Source organism: Mycobacterium sp. 236(2023) (assembly GCF_029623955.1).
GTDB lineage: Bacteria > Actinomycetota > Actinomycetes > Mycobacteriales > Mycobacteriaceae > Mycobacterium.
The window spans coordinates 554,109-570,392 of sequence record NZ_JARSBP010000004.1 but is presented as its reverse complement, the minus strand read 5'-3'; the positions used below and the strand labels follow the sequence as shown (position 1 = coordinate 570,392).

General features: G+C 66.6%; 16 protein-coding genes. 7 read left to right on the top strand and 9 right to left on the bottom strand.

The window, feature by feature from the left end:
• Positions 1 to 14: 14 nt before the first annotated feature.
• From P9A17_RS19585 to P9A17_RS19575, 3 genes are read right to left on the bottom strand one after another with little or no spacing between them, the layout of a single operon-like run.
• Positions 15 to 410, bottom strand: coding sequence for a hypothetical protein (locus P9A17_RS19585; protein ID WP_278040358.1), 396 nt, complete (start codon positions 408 to 410; stop codon positions 15 to 17).
• Entirely contained in the window at positions 407 to 868 is a 462-nt protein-coding gene (locus tag P9A17_RS19580; protein WP_278040592.1) for an SRPBCC family protein, read from the bottom strand. The genes P9A17_RS19585 and P9A17_RS19580 overlap by 4 nt, the downstream gene beginning before the upstream one ends.
• 37 nt (positions 869 to 905) lie before the next feature.
• Positions 906 to 2,117, bottom strand: coding sequence for a serine hydrolase domain-containing protein (locus P9A17_RS19575; RefSeq protein WP_278040357.1), 1,212 nt, complete (start codon positions 2,115 to 2,117; stop codon positions 906 to 908).
• 225 nt (positions 2,118 to 2,342) lie between these two features.
• Here P9A17_RS19575 and P9A17_RS19570 point away from each other — a divergent pair, with 225 nt between their 5' ends.
• A complete protein-coding gene (locus tag P9A17_RS19570; protein ID WP_278040356.1) occupies positions 2,343 to 3,224 on the top strand; it encodes a cyclopropane mycolic acid synthase family methyltransferase in 882 nt (293 codons plus the stop codon).
• Here P9A17_RS19570 and speB read toward each other — a convergent pair.
• A complete protein-coding gene (speB, locus tag P9A17_RS19565) occupies positions 3,217 to 4,272 on the bottom strand; it encodes an agmatinase (RefSeq protein WP_278040355.1) in 1,056 nt (351 codons plus the stop codon). The genes P9A17_RS19570 and speB overlap by 8 nt on opposite strands.
• Before the next feature lie 18 nt (positions 4,273 to 4,290).
• Positions 4,291 to 4,725, bottom strand: a complete 435-nt coding sequence (locus P9A17_RS19560) for a thioesterase family protein (protein ID WP_278040354.1) — start codon at positions 4,723 to 4,725, stop codon at positions 4,291 to 4,293.
• 62 nt (positions 4,726 to 4,787) lie between these two features.
• On the opposite strand from P9A17_RS19560, the gene P9A17_RS19555 reads away from it, so the two are divergent.
• The 4 genes from P9A17_RS19555 to P9A17_RS19540 all read left to right on the top strand — a co-directional run bounded on the left by P9A17_RS19555 (position 4,788) and on the right by P9A17_RS19540 (position 8,670).
• The gene (locus P9A17_RS19555) at positions 4,788 to 5,735 is read left to right on the top strand and encodes a threonine/serine dehydratase (RefSeq protein ID WP_278040353.1); all 948 of its coding nucleotides are present in this window, start codon (positions 4,788 to 4,790) and stop codon (positions 5,733 to 5,735) included.
• Positions 5,736 to 5,832: 97 nt separating this feature from the next.
• Entirely contained in the window at positions 5,833 to 7,125 is a 1,293-nt protein-coding gene (locus P9A17_RS19550) for a hypothetical protein (RefSeq protein WP_278040352.1), read from the top strand.
• A 52-nt stretch (positions 7,126 to 7,177) separates the two neighbouring features.
• Positions 7,178 to 7,801 (top strand): Pr6Pr family membrane protein, encoded by a 624-nt coding sequence (locus tag P9A17_RS19545; protein WP_278040351.1) that lies wholly within the window; start codon positions 7,178 to 7,180, stop codon positions 7,799 to 7,801.
• A gap of 104 nt (positions 7,802 to 7,905) precedes the next feature.
• Positions 7,906 to 8,670, top strand: coding sequence for a L,D-transpeptidase (locus tag P9A17_RS19540; protein ID WP_278040350.1), 765 nt, complete (start codon positions 7,906 to 7,908; stop codon positions 8,668 to 8,670).
• A 3-nt stretch (positions 8,671 to 8,673) separates the two neighbouring features.
• On the opposite strand, the gene P9A17_RS19535 is transcribed toward P9A17_RS19540, so the two are convergent.
• The 4 genes from P9A17_RS19535 to P9A17_RS19520 are packed head-to-tail and all read right to left on the bottom strand — an operon-like array spanning position 8,674 to position 13,665.
• Complete coding sequence (locus P9A17_RS19535) at positions 8,674 to 10,116, bottom strand: bifunctional dTDP-4-dehydrorhamnose 3,5-epimerase family protein/NAD(P)-dependent oxidoreductase (protein ID WP_278040349.1); 1,443 nt, start codon at positions 10,114 to 10,116, stop codon at positions 8,674 to 8,676.
• A gap of 16 nt (positions 10,117 to 10,132) precedes the next feature.
• A complete protein-coding gene (gene rfbB, locus P9A17_RS19530) occupies positions 10,133 to 11,131 on the bottom strand; it encodes a dTDP-glucose 4,6-dehydratase (protein WP_278040348.1) in 999 nt (332 codons plus the stop codon).
• A complete protein-coding gene (gene rfbA / locus P9A17_RS19525; RefSeq protein ID WP_278040347.1) occupies positions 11,128 to 12,000 on the bottom strand; it encodes a glucose-1-phosphate thymidylyltransferase RfbA in 873 nt (290 codons plus the stop codon). The genes rfbB and rfbA overlap by 4 nt, the downstream gene beginning before the upstream one ends.
• An 18-nt stretch (positions 12,001 to 12,018) precedes the next feature.
• Complete coding sequence (locus P9A17_RS19520) at positions 12,019 to 13,665, bottom strand: hypothetical protein (protein ID WP_278040346.1); 1,647 nt, start codon at positions 13,663 to 13,665, stop codon at positions 12,019 to 12,021.
• 277 nt (positions 13,666 to 13,942) lie between these two features.
• Between P9A17_RS19520 and P9A17_RS19515 the strand changes: the two genes are divergently transcribed.
• A complete protein-coding gene (locus P9A17_RS19515; RefSeq protein ID WP_278040345.1) occupies positions 13,943 to 14,302 on the top strand; it encodes a hemophore-related protein in 360 nt (119 codons plus the stop codon).
• A 346-nt stretch (positions 14,303 to 14,648) separates the two neighbouring features.
• Positions 14,649 to 16,259, top strand: a complete 1,611-nt coding sequence (locus tag P9A17_RS19510) for a PfaD family polyunsaturated fatty acid/polyketide biosynthesis protein (protein ID WP_278040344.1) — start codon at positions 14,649 to 14,651, stop codon at positions 16,257 to 16,259.
• Positions 16,260 to 16,284: the final 25 nt, after the last annotated feature.

Here is a 16,284-nt window from a genome sequence, read left to right as displayed (position 1 = left end):
CCCCAGCGTAGGCCTCACGGATGGGCCTCATGCCCCTTTCTGCCGTGTGTCCGCCGCTGTTCTTTCATCCGCTCTTCGTGCAGGTGCCGGGCCCCGCCGACCAGCTCGTCGCGGACCTGCCGCTCGTGCTCGCGGAACACCGACCAGTAGGTGTCGTCGAACTCCTCGACAACCTGGAACGTCCACCGACCCTGCACCACATTGCGGCCCACCAGATCGGTCTCCAGCCGCTCGGCGACCGGATCCTGACCTGCCTCGCGCAGCGCCGCGCAGGCCTCACCGAGCAGAAGGTCGGCGTGTCCCATCAACTGGTGAAACGAGTACAGATGCCCCCGCGCCCGCTCCACGAACTCCAAGGCTTCGGTCACCTTGCCGACAGCGTCGACCGTCTCGTCGCTCGCGTCCGTCACGGATTACCACCTTCGACTACCGCTCTGATTCGTTCCAGCGTCTTCTTCATATCCCTCAGATTCCGCCGCCGCCGCAGCTGGCCCCCGAAGATCGAGTACACCGCCATCAGCGGGTTCATGTTCAACCGGAACGACTCGGTCACGTCGGTGCCCGCACCCGCCGGAGCCAGCCGGTAATGCCAGTTGTTGACCGCCCGGTGGCCCACCATCACTTCGAAACCGAACTCGCGGCCGGGTTCGCACGCCGTCACCCGGCACGTCGTCCAATAGACGGGACCGATCTCGTTGCGCCGCACGTGACCACGGAACCGCGCACCCAGGGCAGGGCCGGTCGCACCGTCGAGCCATTCGGCCTCGAACGTCTCCGGCGAGAACTTGCCGGTATTGCGGACATCGGCGATCAGATCCCAGATCTCTTCCGGGGAAGCCGCCATCGATACCGTGACCGAACCCTCCATACCCTGCATCCACTGCATCCTTGCAGCTCCTTCGCGCTCAGCCGAGCTGATAGACGTGCTCTGGTGTCAGCTCCTTCGTGACCGCCGCCGCCAGCAGGGTGCCCGGATCCGCACCGTCGAACGGGATGTCGGTGTTGACGAAGATGACCACCGCAGTCTGCCGGTCCGGCAGGTATACCGACACCGTCTGGTAGCCGGGGAGGCTGCCGTTGTGTCCGATCCAGCCGTTGGCGCTGAACACGCCGAGGCCGTAGCCGTTCGGTGCCGGCTCGCCGTCGCGATCCACGAACTGCAGACGCTCCTGCTGCATCTGCCCGGTCAACATCGGCCCGGTCGCCAGCGCGGGGGCCCAGATCCGCATGTCGTGCAACGTCGAGATCATCGCGCCCGAGGCCCACGCCCACGACGGATTCCAGTCCGTCGCCGTCGTCTCTCCGCCGTCGAGCGTCTGCTTCGTGTAACCGGTGGCGTGCGGTTTGGGGAACGCGTTGTCCGATGGGAAGCCGGTGTCATCCATGTGCAGCGGACCGGTGATGTGGTCGCGCACGTAGTCGCCCAGCGACTGACTGCTCACCTTCTCCACGACCAGGCCCAGCAACAGGGTGTTGGTGTTCGAGTACTCGAACCCGCCGCCAGGGCCGAACGACGCCGGCTGGGCGTAGGCGAACCCGAGCAACTGGGCGGGCGTGAACTCCCGCCGCGGATCATCAAGCAGCTGGCGCACGAACGCCGGGTTCTGCGTGTAGTTCGGCAGGCCGCTCTGCATGCGGGCGAGCTGGCGGAGCGTGATCTCGGCCCCGCGCGGCACTCCGTCGACGTAGCGGGCGATCGGGTTGTCGAGGCCCACCTTGCCCTGATCAGCCAGCAGCAGCGCCGCGGTGACGGTGAAGGTCTTCGTCTGACTCCCTATCCGGCTGTAGAGGTCCGGCTTCATCGGGGCCCGGGTCTTCGTGTCCGCGACGCCGAACGCCCGCACGTATTCGCCGTCGGGAGCCCAGATGCCGACGATGGCGCCGGGGATCGCAGAATCGGCGATCACCCGTTCGATGGCTCCGTCCAGCCGATTCGTCTGCTCCACGCTCATCGTCGCCGACGTGGTGGTCGTCCTCGCGTTCGTCGCACGTTCGGTACCTACCCGCTCGACCGCCGGAGCGCCGCATCCCGCACAGGCCATGACCACCACGAAGGCCATCATCATCACGAAGGCCTTCGCCGCGACGACCGCAACCGGCCCCAAGCGAGTACACATCAAGTTCACAGTATTCGCCGCCATCGCGAGACCGGGCCCTATCCATCGTCACGTAATAGCGACGTCCCTGTTTCGTCATCACCCGTCGTTGCTGGGCTCGCCGAGCGAGTGATTCACTGGTTCCCGTACCACTCGGGTACGCTGCGCGAACAGCGGAAGTGGCCCTTCAAGCCGGGTGGGGCACCGCCAACCGACCAGCATCGATGAATCTCAAAGGCCTGTACTTTGTCAGAAACCCCCAGCGGCTCCCCGGATCTGCAACCTCATTTCGAGGACGTTCAGTCGCATTACGACCTGTCAGACGACTTTTACCGGTTGTTTCTCGACCCGACGCAGACCTACAGCTGTGCCTACTTCGAGCGTGACGACATGTCCCTCGAAGAGGCCCAGCGCGCCAAGATCGACCTGTCGCTGGGCAAACTGGGACTCGAACCCGGGATGACGCTGCTCGACATCGGCTGCGGCTGGGGCGCGACTTTGCTGCGTGCCATCGAGAAGTACGACGTCAACGTCATCGGTCTCACGCTGAGCCGGAACCAGCAGGCCCACGTCCAGAAGGTGCTCGACGCCAACGACAGCCCACGCAGCAAGCAGGTGCTGCTGCAGGGGTGGGAGCAGTTCGACCAGCCAGTCGACCGCATCGTGTCGATCGGCGCGTTCGAGCACTTCGGCAGCGACCGTTACGACGAATTCTTCAAACGGGCCTACTCGGTATTGCCCGACAACGGAATCATGCTGCTGCACACCATCGTCAAGCCCAGCGACGAGGAGTTCGCGGAGCGCAATCTGCCGCTGACGATGACGAAGCTGAAGTTCTTCAAATTCATCATGGACGAGATCTTCCCCGGCGGGATGCTCCCCAAGGTCGATGACGTGCAGGACCACGCGACGAAAGCGTCGTTCAAGGTCGAGCGGGTGCAGCCGCTGCGCCTGCACTACGCCCGGACACTGCAGATCTGGGCGGCGGCGCTGGAGTCCCGCAGGGACGAGGCCATCGCCATCCAGTCGCAAGAGGTCTTCGACCGCTACATGCGCTACCTGACCGGCTGCGCGGACCTCTTCACCGAGGGCTACACCGACGTGTGCCAGTTCACGCTCGCTAAGTAGCTTTCTTGTCCCGATAGGACTTGGCCGGCTGCCCCGGTTCGGCGTTGGCGGCGTCGCGGCGCCGCGCGGCCATTCCGGCGAGCGCTTCGAACGCCACCCGGTGGGCGGCGTTGACCGTCAGCTCGGCGTGGTCGTACGCGGGCGACACCTCGACGATGTCGACGCCTGCGACGTCGTGTTCGTGGCAGAGCTGGCGGACCATCCGGAGCAGATCGGCGCTCGTGATGCCGCCCGGCTCCGGGGTGCCCGTGCCCGGCGCGTGTGCCGGGTCGAGCACGTCGATGTCGACGGAGACGTAGAGCTTGTCGGCCTTGGCCAGCGCCTCGCTGACCGCGTCGGCCATCACCGCCTTGAAGCCACGCTCCCAGATCTCCTGCATCGTGTGCCAGGTCATCTTCTGCTCGAGCATCCACTCGAACGTGTCCTGCGGAGGCCAATAGCCGCGCAGCCCGACCTGCACGAAGTGCGAACCGGGGACGGCCCCTGATTCGATCAGCCGACGCATCGGCGTGCCGTGGCTGGCCAGGTTGCCCTCGATCTCGTCGGCGGTGTCGGCGTGGGCGTCGAAGTGGACGATGCCGACATTGCCGTAACCGTGGTGATCCGCGACGGCGGTGGCCGCGGGCCATGTGATCGAATGGTCGCCGCCGAGAATCACCGGGACGATTCCGCGCGAGGCGATGGTGTGCACGCGCTGGCGAATGTTGTTGTGCGACACCTCCGTCTGGCCGTGCGGACAATAGGCGTCGCCGAAATCGACGACCTCGAGCCAATCGAAGATCTCCAGGCCGAGGTCCATGTGGTACGTGCCCGGCTCGTAGGCGGTGGCGCGGATCGCACGGGGTCCGAACCGTGCTCCGGGACGGTTGGTGGTCGCGATGTCGAAGGGTGCACCGACGATCGCGACGTCGGGTTTCCACGAGTCCAACTGCTCCGCCTCTGTCAGGAACGGGCGGTGGCCGAACGATGCGACGCCGGCGTAGGCGAGCTCCAGTTGTTCGAGCATTCCCGGCGGGAGATCCCGCTGGTGACCGTGATCGTGACCCATACGCACGACCCTATTCGCTCAGCCGTTCCCCGGTCCCGCCAATGCGGCGCGCAACATGTCGGGGACCGGACGCTTGCGCCAATCCTCGGTCGACACCACGACATACACGTTGTTTCCACGGACCGCGGCATGCTCGTCGACCCCCTCGCGCCGGGTCAGCACGGCGAACCCGAGGCTGAAGCTCGTCGACCCGACGCGCACGCATTCGGCGGTCACGCGCACGGTGTCGCGCCAGCGCACAGGCGACGCGAAATCGATCTCGCTGTGTACGACCTGAAAGTCGTAGCCGCCGGCCATCAGGTCCGGGTAAGCGACGCCGAGCGCGTCGAGCAAACCGGTGCACGCCTCGTCGAACCAGGTGAGGTAGTGGCCGTTGAACACCACGCCCTGCTGGTCCACCTCGGCGTACCGAGGGACGATCGGCAGTGAGAAACGTCCCGAGAACTGGCCCACCCGCAACACCCTAGACATCTGCCATCGCCAGTAGTCGCCGGCGGTGCACCACACTGGCAGTCATGGAACTCGTGACGATCGACGATGTCCAGTCGGCAGCGCAGCGCATCCGCCCCCATGTCGTGCGCACACCGCTGCTGCGCGCTCGGTGGGGCGACGACGACCGGCCGCTGTGGATCAAGCCGGAGAACCTGCAGCCCATCGGCGCGTTCAAGGTGCGTGGGGCCTTCAACGCCGTCGGTTCCGTCAAAGATGACACGACCGATGTAGTGGCCTATTCCAGCGGCAACCACGCACAGGCGGTCGCGTACGCAGCAGCGGAGTTCGGGCTCCGGGCCCACATCGTGATGCCGAAAGAGACACCGAACGTCAAGATCCAGGCCACCCGCGACCTCGGCGCCCGGGTCGTGCTGAGCGAGGCGGGGCAGCGGGAAGCCGTCGCCGAGCAGGTTCTCGACGAGACCGGTGGCATCCTGATTCCCCCGTTCGACCATCCCGACGTCATCGCCGGCCAGGGCACGATCGGCATCGAGATCGCCGAAGACCTTGCATCGGTCCGCAACGTCCTCATCCCAGTGAGCGGTGGAGGGCTGGCATCGGGGATCGGCACCGCGATTCGCGCTTTGTGCCCCGAGGCCGCGATCTTCGGTGTGGAACCCGAACTCGCAGCCGACGCCGCACAGAGTTTGAGCGAGGGCCACCGGGTCGACTGGCCCATCGAGGACCGCAACCGCACCATTGCCGACGGCCTCCGATCGCAGCCGTCGGAGCTGACGTTCGCCCATCTCCGCAACGTCCTGGACGGAATGATCACCGTCAGCGAAGCCGAGATCCGCTCGGCCGTCCGCGAACTCGTCTACCGCGCCCGCCTGGTCGCCGAGCCGAGCGGGGCCGTGACGCTGGCCGCCTACCGCAAAGGCGTGACGCCGCCGGGCGAGACGGTCGTGATCCTGTCCGGCGGCAACGTCGAACCGCGCATGCTCCGGCAGATCCTCGCCGAATCCGATTAGCTGAGGGCCAGGTTGGCTGCGCGGCCCGCATTTGACAGGTGTGCAATTCCCGCCGGACTGCGGGTAGGGTCACCCGAGATTCCCAAGGAGTGTTTTTGTGGACGCAGTTCTCGGCTTGTCGGTGACACCGTCCGCCGTCGGGGTCGTCCTCGTGGAAGGGCAGGATCCCGCCACGTCGAGAAATGACGGGCTGACCCTCGACGGCGAGACATTCGAAGTGCGCAGGCGCGGCCGGTCCAACGCGGTGGAGACCTCAGCGCAGGCTGCAGCCGCGGTGCTGCGGTCCGAGGCCGTCGCCGCCGATCTCGGCCGCCGCGTCCACTCCATCGGCGTGACCTGGAGCGACGACGCGCACACCGAGGCCTCGCTGCTCCTCAAATCGCTCAGCGACTCCGGTTTCGACAACATCGTGCCGGTTCGGCTGTCCGAGGCCACCGATGCGCTGGCCCGACGGATCGCCCAGGTGCTCGGCTACCAGACGACCGCAGTGTGCGTCATCGAACCCGAGCAGCTGATCGCGCTGGTCGTCTCCTCCGGCGACGACGCCGACGGTTCCACCGACGCGGTGCAGACCGCCGTCAACCACACCGTCGTCACCGAGGATGACCTCGTCGGCTGGCTCAGTACAGTCTTCGCGCGCGCCGACTGGGAACCGGAGGCGCTGGTGCTCGTCGGCTCCGCAGAGGACCTCGACGGACTCTTGCCCGTCCTCGAGGACGCCCTCGCCGTACCGGTGTTCTCACCCGACGAAGCCCAGCTGGCACTGGCGCGCGGTGCAGCCCTGGCGTGCGCGCAGCCCGCCGAGTTCGGCAGCTGGGACATCGGTGAGACCCGCCCCGCGAAACAGCCGGTGGCGAAACGGTTCGCGCGAACGGGCCCCGCCGCACTGCTCGCCGCGGGCGCGGTGGCCTTCGTGGTGTCCGTATCGGCGGCGGTAGCCCTGCAGCTGGCGCCCGAACCCGCAGCTCCCCAGCCGAGTCCCGCCGCCGAAACGGCACCTCGATCACCTGCGGCCGCGCCGCGCCCTGTTGCGCCCGCGCCGGCTGCCCCGGTGATCGATCCGGCATTCACCGCTCCGGAGGCGCCCGCCCCGGTTATCGACGAGGTGCCTGCCGAGGCCCCGCCGGTTGCCGAGGAAGCGCCGATCGTCGAGGCCGCCCTGCCCGATGCCGGGCTGCCGGCGGCTCTGCCTCCCGACGCGGCGCTCCCGCCTGCGGCCGCACCCCCGGTGGTACCGCCGGCCGTGGCCCCGCCGCCGGTTCCCGAACAGCGCCCCGGCATTCTGCAGCGGATCCGGGATCGGCTGTCGGGCATCGGCAACGACGACGCTGCCAACATGGCACCGCCGCCCCCGGTCGTCGCACCCCCGCCTCCGCCCCCGCTGCCCTGACCGGGGATCGCCTTCCCGGCACCACCGCTCGACTCCGCATATTCTCGATTCGGTGAGCCCGACTGCCGCCCCGTCTCCGTCGACATTTCTTCGGACCGGCCTGCGCGTCGCGATCATCGTGTCCGTCGCCGCGGCGCTGCTGCTCGTCGAGTTGACCTCGAGCCGCGGCGTGGGCTGGCGGCTGATCACCTTCACCTACCAGGCCAACCTGCTGGCCGCCGCGTACTACCTGTGGACCCTCGTCTCTCCGCGCGCCGACGCACGGATCGGGATTCGCGGGGCCGTCGTGCTCTACGTCGTGATGGCGGGCGTCGTATGGAATCTGTTCCTCACCGAGCACAGCATGGGATACACCCCGGCAAACTTCCTTCTGCACGTCGTCGTCCCGGTGCTCGCTCTGACCGACTGGCTGCTCGTGGGCCGCGGCGTCACGCCGGTCTCGTGGTGGCAGCCGGTGGCATGGCTGTCGTATCCGGCGGCGTATCTGGTGCTCGCGCTGCTCGTCCTCAACAACGCCGGCCGTCGCGCGCCCTACTACTTTCTCGACCCCGGCAGTGTCGGTGCCGCGACGGTGGCGCTCAATGTCAGCGCGATGGCGGCGTGCGTCCTGGCCCTCGGCTATGCGTTGCTGGCAGTCAACCGCGGCGCGACGGCCGTGCGCGCAGACCTCCCGTGAAACGTTCCGACGTGGCGCACCGATAGACGATCGAGGGAATCACAGGATTTGCCGCAGCGCGCGAATGCGCGTCGCCGGGGGATACGACGAATTAGGATGGCACCATGCTGAGACGACGTCTGCAGCACATCGCTAGCGTCATCGGCTGCGCCGCGCTGATGACGGGCCTGACGGTGGCCGGGCCGGTGCCCGTCACCTCCGCGGCGATCGGCTCGACCGTCGCCACCGTGTCCCCGGGTGCGGGGCAGACCGTCGGTGTAGCCGCACCCGTCACCGTCACGTTCGCCGAAGCGGTGCGCGACAGGACGGCAGCCGAAGGTGCCATCGCGGTCCTGCCCGCAGGTGCGCACGCGCCGACGCCCGGCACGTTCACCTGGCTCGACGACCGCAGCGTGCAGTGGCAGCCTGCCGAGTTCTACCCGGCCCACACCCCGATCAATGTGTCGGTGGGCGGATTCGCGACCAGCTTCGAGACCGGTTCGTCGGTCGTCGGCGTCGCAGACCTGAGTTCGTACTCGTTCACGGTGAGCATCGACGGGGAAGTCGCCCGGCAGATGCCCGCCTCGATGGGCAAGTCGAAGTTCCCGACCCCGATCGGGCAGTTCACCGCCCTCGAGAAGCAACGCAACGTCACCTTCGACTCCCGCACCATCGGGATTCCGCTCGACGACGACGAGGGCTATCTCATCAAAGGGGAGTACGGCGTCCGGGTGACGTGGGGCGGCGTTTACGTGCACTCCGCGCCGTGGTCGGTGGGATCGCAGGGGTACGCGAACGTCAGCCACGGCTGCATCAACCTGAGCCCCGAGAACGCGGCCTGGTACTTCGACACGGTGCGGGTGGGCGACCCGATCATCGTCCAGTCGTAGCCGTCACGGCGACACCGACCCGATGGTGGCGAAGGTCTCGGCCCGGACAAACTTCACGAGGCTTTCCTCGGCGTCGACGGGGGTGAACCCGGTGGACTCGATCTTGGTGAGATCCAGCGCGCTGCGCGTCGGGCGGGGCGCGATCGGGCCCGTCGCCTTCGCGAAATAGGCCGCGGTCGATACGCCACTGACCCGGCCGGGGTCGTACCCGGCCAACGCGAAGGTGCGACGTGCGACGTCCGCCCACGAACAGATTCGTCCGGCGCCGGTGACGTTGTAGGTCCCGTAGGGCGCGGCCGTCTCGGTGAGATGCCGGATCGCCCGCGCCAATTCCTCGGTGAACGTCAGACGACCCCACTGATCGTCGACGACGGAAGGGTCAACGCCGTTGGCGGCCAACGACATCATGGTCCGGACGAAGTTGCGTCCGTTGCCGATCACCCAGGACGTGCGCACGATGTAATGCCGCGGCACCGTGGACACGATCTGATCGCCTGCGGCTTTCGTCTGCCCGTACACACCGAGCGGCGCCATCGCGTGGTCCTCGCCGTATGGCTGGGTCGCGCTGCCGTCGAACACATAGTCGCTGGAGACATGCACGAGCGTGAGGCCGTGCGCGACAGCGACTTTCGCGAGGGCGGCAACACCGGTCACATTGGCGGCCCACGCGTCGACACGACCTTGGGCCGTCTCTGCGGCATCGACCGCGGTGTAGGCCGCGGCGTTGATGATCGTGTCGTACTCGTTCCAGCGACGTACCGACTCAAGGTCACCGGCTGTCAGGTCGAAGTCGGGGAGATCGACGAATTCGACGTGGGGCGCGCCCTCATATGATTCACGCAACGCGTGGCCCAGTTGCCCGCCGGCGCCGATCACCAACGTCTTTCGCGGTGCGACGGGGGCAACCTCGGCCAACGTGCCCTGCGCCAGGTCCTTGACCGACAGCTCGGCCTTGTCCAACGGAATCGGCCATTTGATGGCGAGGGTTTCGTCACCGGGATGCACCGACGGATAGTGGGCGTCGGGAGAGTAGTGGTCGTTGACCAGGTAGGTGTAGACGGTTCTCGGCTCCAGCGTCTGGAACGCGTTGCCCACCCCGCGCGGCACGAAGACTGCCCGCGACGGATCGAGTTCGGCGGTGAACACCGTCCCGAACGTTGCCCCGTAGCGCAAATCGACCCAGGCGCCGAAGATCCGTCCGAAACCGACCGAGATGTACTTGTCCCAGGGTTCGGCGTGAATTCCGCGCGTCGTGCCAGCGGTGTCGTTGAACGAGATGTTGTGTTGCACCGGACCGAAATCCGGCATTCCGGCGGCGACCATCTTGGCGCGTTGCCAGTTCTCCTTGAACCACCCTCGGTTGTCACCGTGGACGGGCATCTCCCAGAGGGTGAGCCCGGGGATCGGCGTGGGGATTGCGCGCAATGTCTTGCCGTGTTCGGTCATCTCTCCCGCTCGTCGGTCATTGCCCGAGTCGGGCGTAGAACGCTTCCGTGGCTTCTTTGGCGGGCGCCCACCAGCTCTCGTGCTCGCGGTACCACTCGATGGTTGCCGCGAGGCCGTGTTCGAAATCGCGATACCGTGGGCGCCAGCCGAGTTCGTCGCGCAGCTTCGTCGGGTCGATGGCGTAGCGCAGGTCGTGGCCGACGCGATCCGGAACATGCTCGTACGCATCGGCGTCCTGACCCATCAACGTCAGGATCAGTTCTACGACGGTTTTGTTGTCCCGTTCGCCGTTCGCGCCGATCAGATATGTCTCACCGATACGGCCTTCGTCCAGGATTTTCAGGACGGCCGACGAATGATCGTCGGCGTGGATCCAGTCGCGCACGTTGCGACCCTCGCCGTAGAGCTTGGGGCGGATGTCCCACAGGATGTTCGTGATCTGGCGCGGAATGAACTTCTCGACATGCTGGTAGGGCCCGTAGTTGTTCGAGCAGTTCGAGATCGTCGCAGCGACGCCGAACGACCGACTCCAGGCGCGCACCAGCATGTCGCTGCCCGCCTTGGTCGAGGAGTAGGGCGACGACGGGTTGTACGGGCTGGACTCGGTGAACCGCGCCGGATCCTCCAGAGCGAGATCACCGTAGACCTCGTCGGTAGAAACGTGGTGAAACCGCTTGCCGCGCCTGCGGATAGCTTCGAGCAGCGTAAAGGTGCCGACCACGTTGGAATGCAGGAACGGATCCGGATGGTCGAGCGAATTGTCGTTGTGCGACTCGGCGGCATAGTGGACCACCGCGTCGGATGCAGCCACCAGATCGTCGACCAGCTCGGCGTCGGCGACATCCCCGTGGACGAACTCCAGCCGATGCTCCGGCAGGTCCGTGAGGGATGCACGGTTGCCGGCATAGGTGAGCTTGTCGAGGACGGTGACGTGATGGTCGGTATGTGCGATGACGTGATGGACGAAGTTGGATCCGATGAAGCCGGCACCGCCGGTGACGAGCAGCCGTGTCACTCGCGGCCCCTGCCGAGCAGATCCAGCAGGTACCGGCCGTACCCCGACTTCACCAGTCGGGTTGCCCGGTCGCAGAGCTCGTCATCGGTGAGAAAGCCTTGGCGCCAGCCGATTTCCTCGGGAACACCGATCTTGAGCCCGGTGCGGCGCTCCATCGTGCGGACGAAGTCCGCCGCATCGGTCATCTGGTCGAACGTACCGGTGTCCAGCCAGGCGGTGCCGCGGGGGAGCACCTGCACCCGCAACCGGCCCTGCTCCAGGTAGGCCCGGTTGACGTCGGTGATCTCGTACTCGCCACGGTCACTCGGCGCGAGATCCCGAGCGATTGCCACGACGTCGTTGTCGTAGAAATACAGCCCGGGCACGGCGTAATTGCTCTTGGGCCGTTTCGGCTTCTCCTCCAACGACACCACCATGCCGGAGGTGTCGAACTCCACCACACCGTAGGCGGCGGGTTCGGCCACCCAGTAGGCGAAGATCGCACCGCCGTCGATGTCGGCGAACCGCTTGAGTTGCGTTCCGAGCCCGGGCCCGTACAGCAGATTGTCACCGAGCACGAGGGCGACTCTGTCGTTCCCGATGAAGTCCTCGCCGATCGTGAACGCCTGCGCCAGACCGTCCGGTGACGGCTGCTGGGCGAACGTGATCGACACTCCGAACCGTGATCCGTCACCGAGCAGTCGCTCGAAACTCGCGGCGTCGTGCGGTGTCGTGATGACCAGGATGTCCCGGATGCCGGCCAGCATCAGCGTCGACAGCGGGTAGTACACCATCGGCTTGTCGTACACGGGAATCAGCTGTTTCGAGACACCGAAGGTGATCGGATGCAGGCGCGACCCTGAGCCGCCCGCCAGAATGATTCCCTTCACAGCGCTGTGATGCTCCGGCTACTTGGTCGCGTGCCGAGGGCTGTCGGCGCGGTGCTTGCCGCGCCGCTCAGAAGACGAGCCGTCACCGGAGTCGTCACTGTCACCCGAGGCGCCGCTTCCGGAATCTGCCGCGCCGGATGAGGGCGGGTCAGGGGCGTCGCTCTCGTCAGCCTCGGCGGAATCCTCTGTGTCGAAATCGGTTTCAGTGCCGGACTCGTCTGATTCCTCGTCGATGTCCTCATCCACGTCGGTGTCGACGTCATCGACCACGTCGTCAACCGCGCCCGCGTCGTCGGTGCCGTCGGCGATGTCCCCGGATGCGGAGTCCGGCGCACTGCGGGATTCCTCCGGTGCCGTTGATGCGTCGTCGGCGTCGGGCACGGCCGACGTCACCGACGCCGAGGCGTCATCGCTGTCCGAATCCGGCTCTGCAGCATGGATGTTGGCGAGCGCCGTGGCGATGGCCGACGGAATGCCGACCAGGAACTGATAGAGCGGGCCACCGTTGTGACACTGGGTCGTGCAGTCGGGATCCCTGGAAGACAACAAACCCGGCACCGGGGCAGCGGGGCCGGCGCCGTCGACGTCATAGCCGAACAGGAACGCGTTCAGCATCGTCCGGGGGAGCGAGGACAGCGCGGAGACCGCACTCGTCATGTCGCCGCCCACAGCCGCGGTCCAGGCGTCGCTCAGCGTCTGCGACGCCACGTGTGTCGCGCCGTCGACCGGCGCCGAGATGTCCTCGATGGCCGCCTGCAACGCTTGGCCGACCATCATCCCGTTCTGGAAGATCGCCCCCTGGAACGAGAGCGGACCCGGACCGGCCGTCACGGTGACGTCATTGCTCAACAGACCGAAGGCGACGCTGAGCAACGCACCCGGAAGCACACTGACGGTGTTGCCGTTGCCGAGGATGTTCAGGGCGGTTGCGAAGATCCCTGCCATTTGCGCGCTGCTGGTGCCGAAGAGGTTGACCGCGCCGCCGAAGGCGCCCTGCGTCGTGGCGCTGCCGTTGCCGAGAATATTGAGCGCGACGGTGCCGAGCAGACCGGCGACCGTGGTCTGCGCGCCGCTGCCCCATGGCGACGCCCCGATCGCGAGGTTGAGGCCGCCGATCGCCTGCGTGCTGCCCGGACCCAGTTGCATGACGATGTTGCCCAAGCCGGTGACCCCGACGTTGTGCGGCTTGCTGGTGCCCGAGTAGCCGAGGACCAGGTTGGTGCCGCCGAGGGCGGCCGCGGTGCCCGGGCCGATGTGCGCGACGATGTTGAAGCCGCCGATGATGTTCGTCTGTTGCGTGCCTTGGCCGTTCGAGATTCCGAGGGCGAGGTTGGGGCCGCCGATCACCGCGGTGGAGCCCTGGCCGACCTGCCCGAGGAGCGAGAAGAGCGAGAACATCGCCGAGGACGTCGCGTTGTTGCCGAGCGCATTGGCCAGCGTGAACGCCGTCCAGGCGGTCTGGGCGCGGGAGTTGGCGCCGAACGCGAAGGCGCCGCCGAAGAAGCCCGTGGATGCATCGGCCACCGCGCCTTCGCCGATCGCGATCGCGAAGCTCGTCGGATTGCTGGTGCAGCCGTTGCCGTTGCCGATGCCGAACATGGAGAAGCACGTCGCGTCTGCGGGCGGAGCTGCGTTCAGAGTCGCGGTCGCGAGTGCGCTGGACACCAACGCGGCCGTTAGCCCGCCGCGTCTGACCCGAACCAAATCCATTGACTTCCCTGTCCGCCCCAGGCTGTTTTGCCGTGTCACCGATGGCGCATGTTACGCCGCAACCACACGTAAGTGATCGATTCTGGCAAAAATTAACGTCTGCGTCTATCCCGCCGGACGCGGGCCCGTTACTCTGCGAAAAGGGCGGCGCATGCGCCGCGTCGGACCGCGACGGCCCGATTGCCCGGATCCCTTCTGCACACGAATTACTGACAGGAAAGGGCGACTGCCCATGACATCTCCACGGTGGTTGCGGGCCGGCGTCGTTATCGGCGCATTGGCGGCGGCGTGTTTGCCGGCATTTGCGGCACCGGCATCGGCGGACCCGATATCGGAAGCGCTGGCCACGACGACATGCAACTACGCGCAGGTGACGGCAGCCATGAACGCCCACACCCCGGAGTTGGCAGCCCAGCTTGCGATGCGGCCGGACATGCAGGCCAACCTCCAGTCGTTCCTGGCCATGCCGGTGGACCAGCGCAGGCAGCAGATCGCGCAGCAACAGATGGCCAACCCGCAGCTAGAGCAGATGCTCACGGCAATGATCGGCCCTCAGGTGTCACAGGTCGCCAGTTCCTGCAACAGCTTCTGACGACGTCGATCACGCTGGAGTCGATCGTGCGTGAGATGTGCAGTCCATCGTCAAACAACCGGGATCGCGGGCCATCCGAGGGTGCGATCCGGCATTCAGGCAACGCCGCGCGTAGCCGCCAAAACGGTCGATGGCGGCGGGCACACGCGAGCATCGCGATCATGATCAGCGCGTTCGCGGTGAACAAGTGGAGTGGGCAGTCGCTGTATTCCATTTGCTGCAAGCCTCTGCTCCAGACGTCGACCCTTGGCTCCGGGCGAGATCGCGCCCTTACATTTGTTGCTCGTTTTGTCGTACTCGGCCAAAATCAGCCCTACCGTCAATTAAACAGTTAGAGTCCCTGACCGTGCGAGGAGCGCTGACTGATATCGAGCATGCGAACATCGCCTCGACGGAATTGCTGAATAGTTCTGACGTCTCAGAGGCGCTCGCAGCAATCCGCAGGCCGGTGGCGGTCGTGGGGTCCGCTCATGGGCCCCGCGCGATACTGCTCGACGACGCCAGGCAACTCACGCCGGAGATCGTTGGTCAGGATCTGCTGGCCGTTCTGCCGGCGATCTATCCCGAGTGGCTGGGCGAACGCAGTTTCACCGCGGCCCACGGAGTGCGATTCCCCTACGTCGTCGGCGAGATGGCGCGCGGCATCGCCACCCCCCGCATGACCATCGAAGCGGTGCGGGCCGGGGCGATGGGCTTCTACGGCAGCGCGGGTCTCGATCTCGCGACGGTGGAAGCCGGTGTGCGCGAGATCCAGGAGTCACTAGGTCGGGATTCCGCCGGGTGGGGCGCCAACCTGATTCACAACGTCCAGGACGACCGCATCGAGATGGCGACCATCGACCTCTTCCACCGGCTCGGCGTCCGGTGTGTGTCGGCCTCGGCGTTCATGAAACTGACCCCGGCGATCGTGCTCTACGCCGCCAAGGGTTTACGCCGCGGTCCCGACGGACAGGTCATCAGGTACGGACGGATCTTTGCGAAGGTGTCCCGCGAAGAGGTCGCACGGCTTTTCCTGTCCCCGGCGCCGGAGCCGATGTTGCGTGCGCTGGTCGCCGACGGTCGGCTCACCGCAGAGGAGGCCGAACTCGCCGGCCGTATCCCGATCGCCGAAGACATCACCGCTGAAGCCGATTCGGGCGGCCACACCGACAACCGTGCACTCACCGTGCTGATTCCCCGCCTGATCGCCCTGCGGGACGAGCTCTCTGCCACCCACGGTTACGAGGTCTGGCCCCGAGTGGGGGCGGCAGGCGGACTCGGCACACCAGCCGCAGTCGCGGCCGCCTTCGCCATCGGTGCGGCATACGTCCTGACCGGCTCGGTCAATCAGTCCGCGATAGAGAGCGGACTTTCCGAGGATGCGCGTGGGCTCCTCGCGCTGGCGCAATCCACCGACGTGGCGATGGCACCCGCCGCCGACATGTTCGAAATGGGCGTGACGGTCCAGGTTCTCAAGCGCGGCACGATGTTCGCCCAGCGCGGCCAACGGCTCGCCGACTTCTACCGCCGCTACTCGTCGTTGGACGAAGCCCCCGCCGATGTCCTGGAGAACCTCGAGAAGGCCGTGTTGGGGCGCAGCGTCGACGACGTGTGGGCCGAGACGGAAGACTTTTTCGCGACGAGAGATCCACGCCAGGTGGAACGAGCCGCCGAGGATCCCAAACACCGGATGGCGCTGATCTTTCGCTGGTACCTGTTCAACGGCGCGCAGTGGGCCCGCGACGGGGATACGAAACGGCGTGGCGATTACCAGATCTGGTGCGGCCCGGCGATGGGCGCCTTCAACGAATGGGTTCGCGGCAGCTTCCTCGAACCCGTTCCGGCCCGCACCGTCCGGCAGATCGCCCTCAATCTGCTCGAAGGCGCCGCGACGGTGACACGCGCCGGGCAACTTCGTGCCGCCGGCGTCGCAATGCCCGCCTCCGCCTTCGATTTCCGTCCCCGCCCCCTCGGCTAGTTCGTCCCCGTCGTCCCGGATAGAT

What these genes read in the sequence shown, in the direction of transcription:
- speB (WP_278040355.1), bottom strand. Translation starts at nt 4,272, where the DNA reads ATGGGTCACGATCACGGTCACCAGCGGGATCTCCCGCCGGGAATGCTC.
- P9A17_RS19540 (WP_278040350.1), top strand. Translation starts at nt 7,906, where the DNA reads ATGCTGAGACGACGTCTGCAGCACATCGCTAGCGTCATCGGCTGCGCC.
- P9A17_RS19580 (WP_278040592.1), bottom strand. Translation starts at nt 868, where the DNA reads ATGGAGGGTTCGGTCACGGTATCGATGGCGGCTTCCCCGGAAGAGATC.
- P9A17_RS19555 (WP_278040353.1), top strand. Translation starts at nt 4,788, where the DNA reads ATGGAACTCGTGACGATCGACGATGTCCAGTCGGCAGCGCAGCGCATC.
- P9A17_RS19535 (WP_278040349.1), bottom strand. Translation starts at nt 10,116, where the DNA reads ATGACCGAACACGGCAAGACATTGCGCGCAATCCCCACGCCGATCCCC.
- P9A17_RS19515 (WP_278040345.1), top strand. Translation starts at nt 13,943, where the DNA reads ATGACATCTCCACGGTGGTTGCGGGCCGGCGTCGTTATCGGCGCATTG.
- P9A17_RS19575 (WP_278040357.1), bottom strand. Translation starts at nt 2,117, where the DNA reads ATGTGTACTCGCTTGGGGCCGGTTGCGGTCGTCGCGGCGAAGGCCTTC.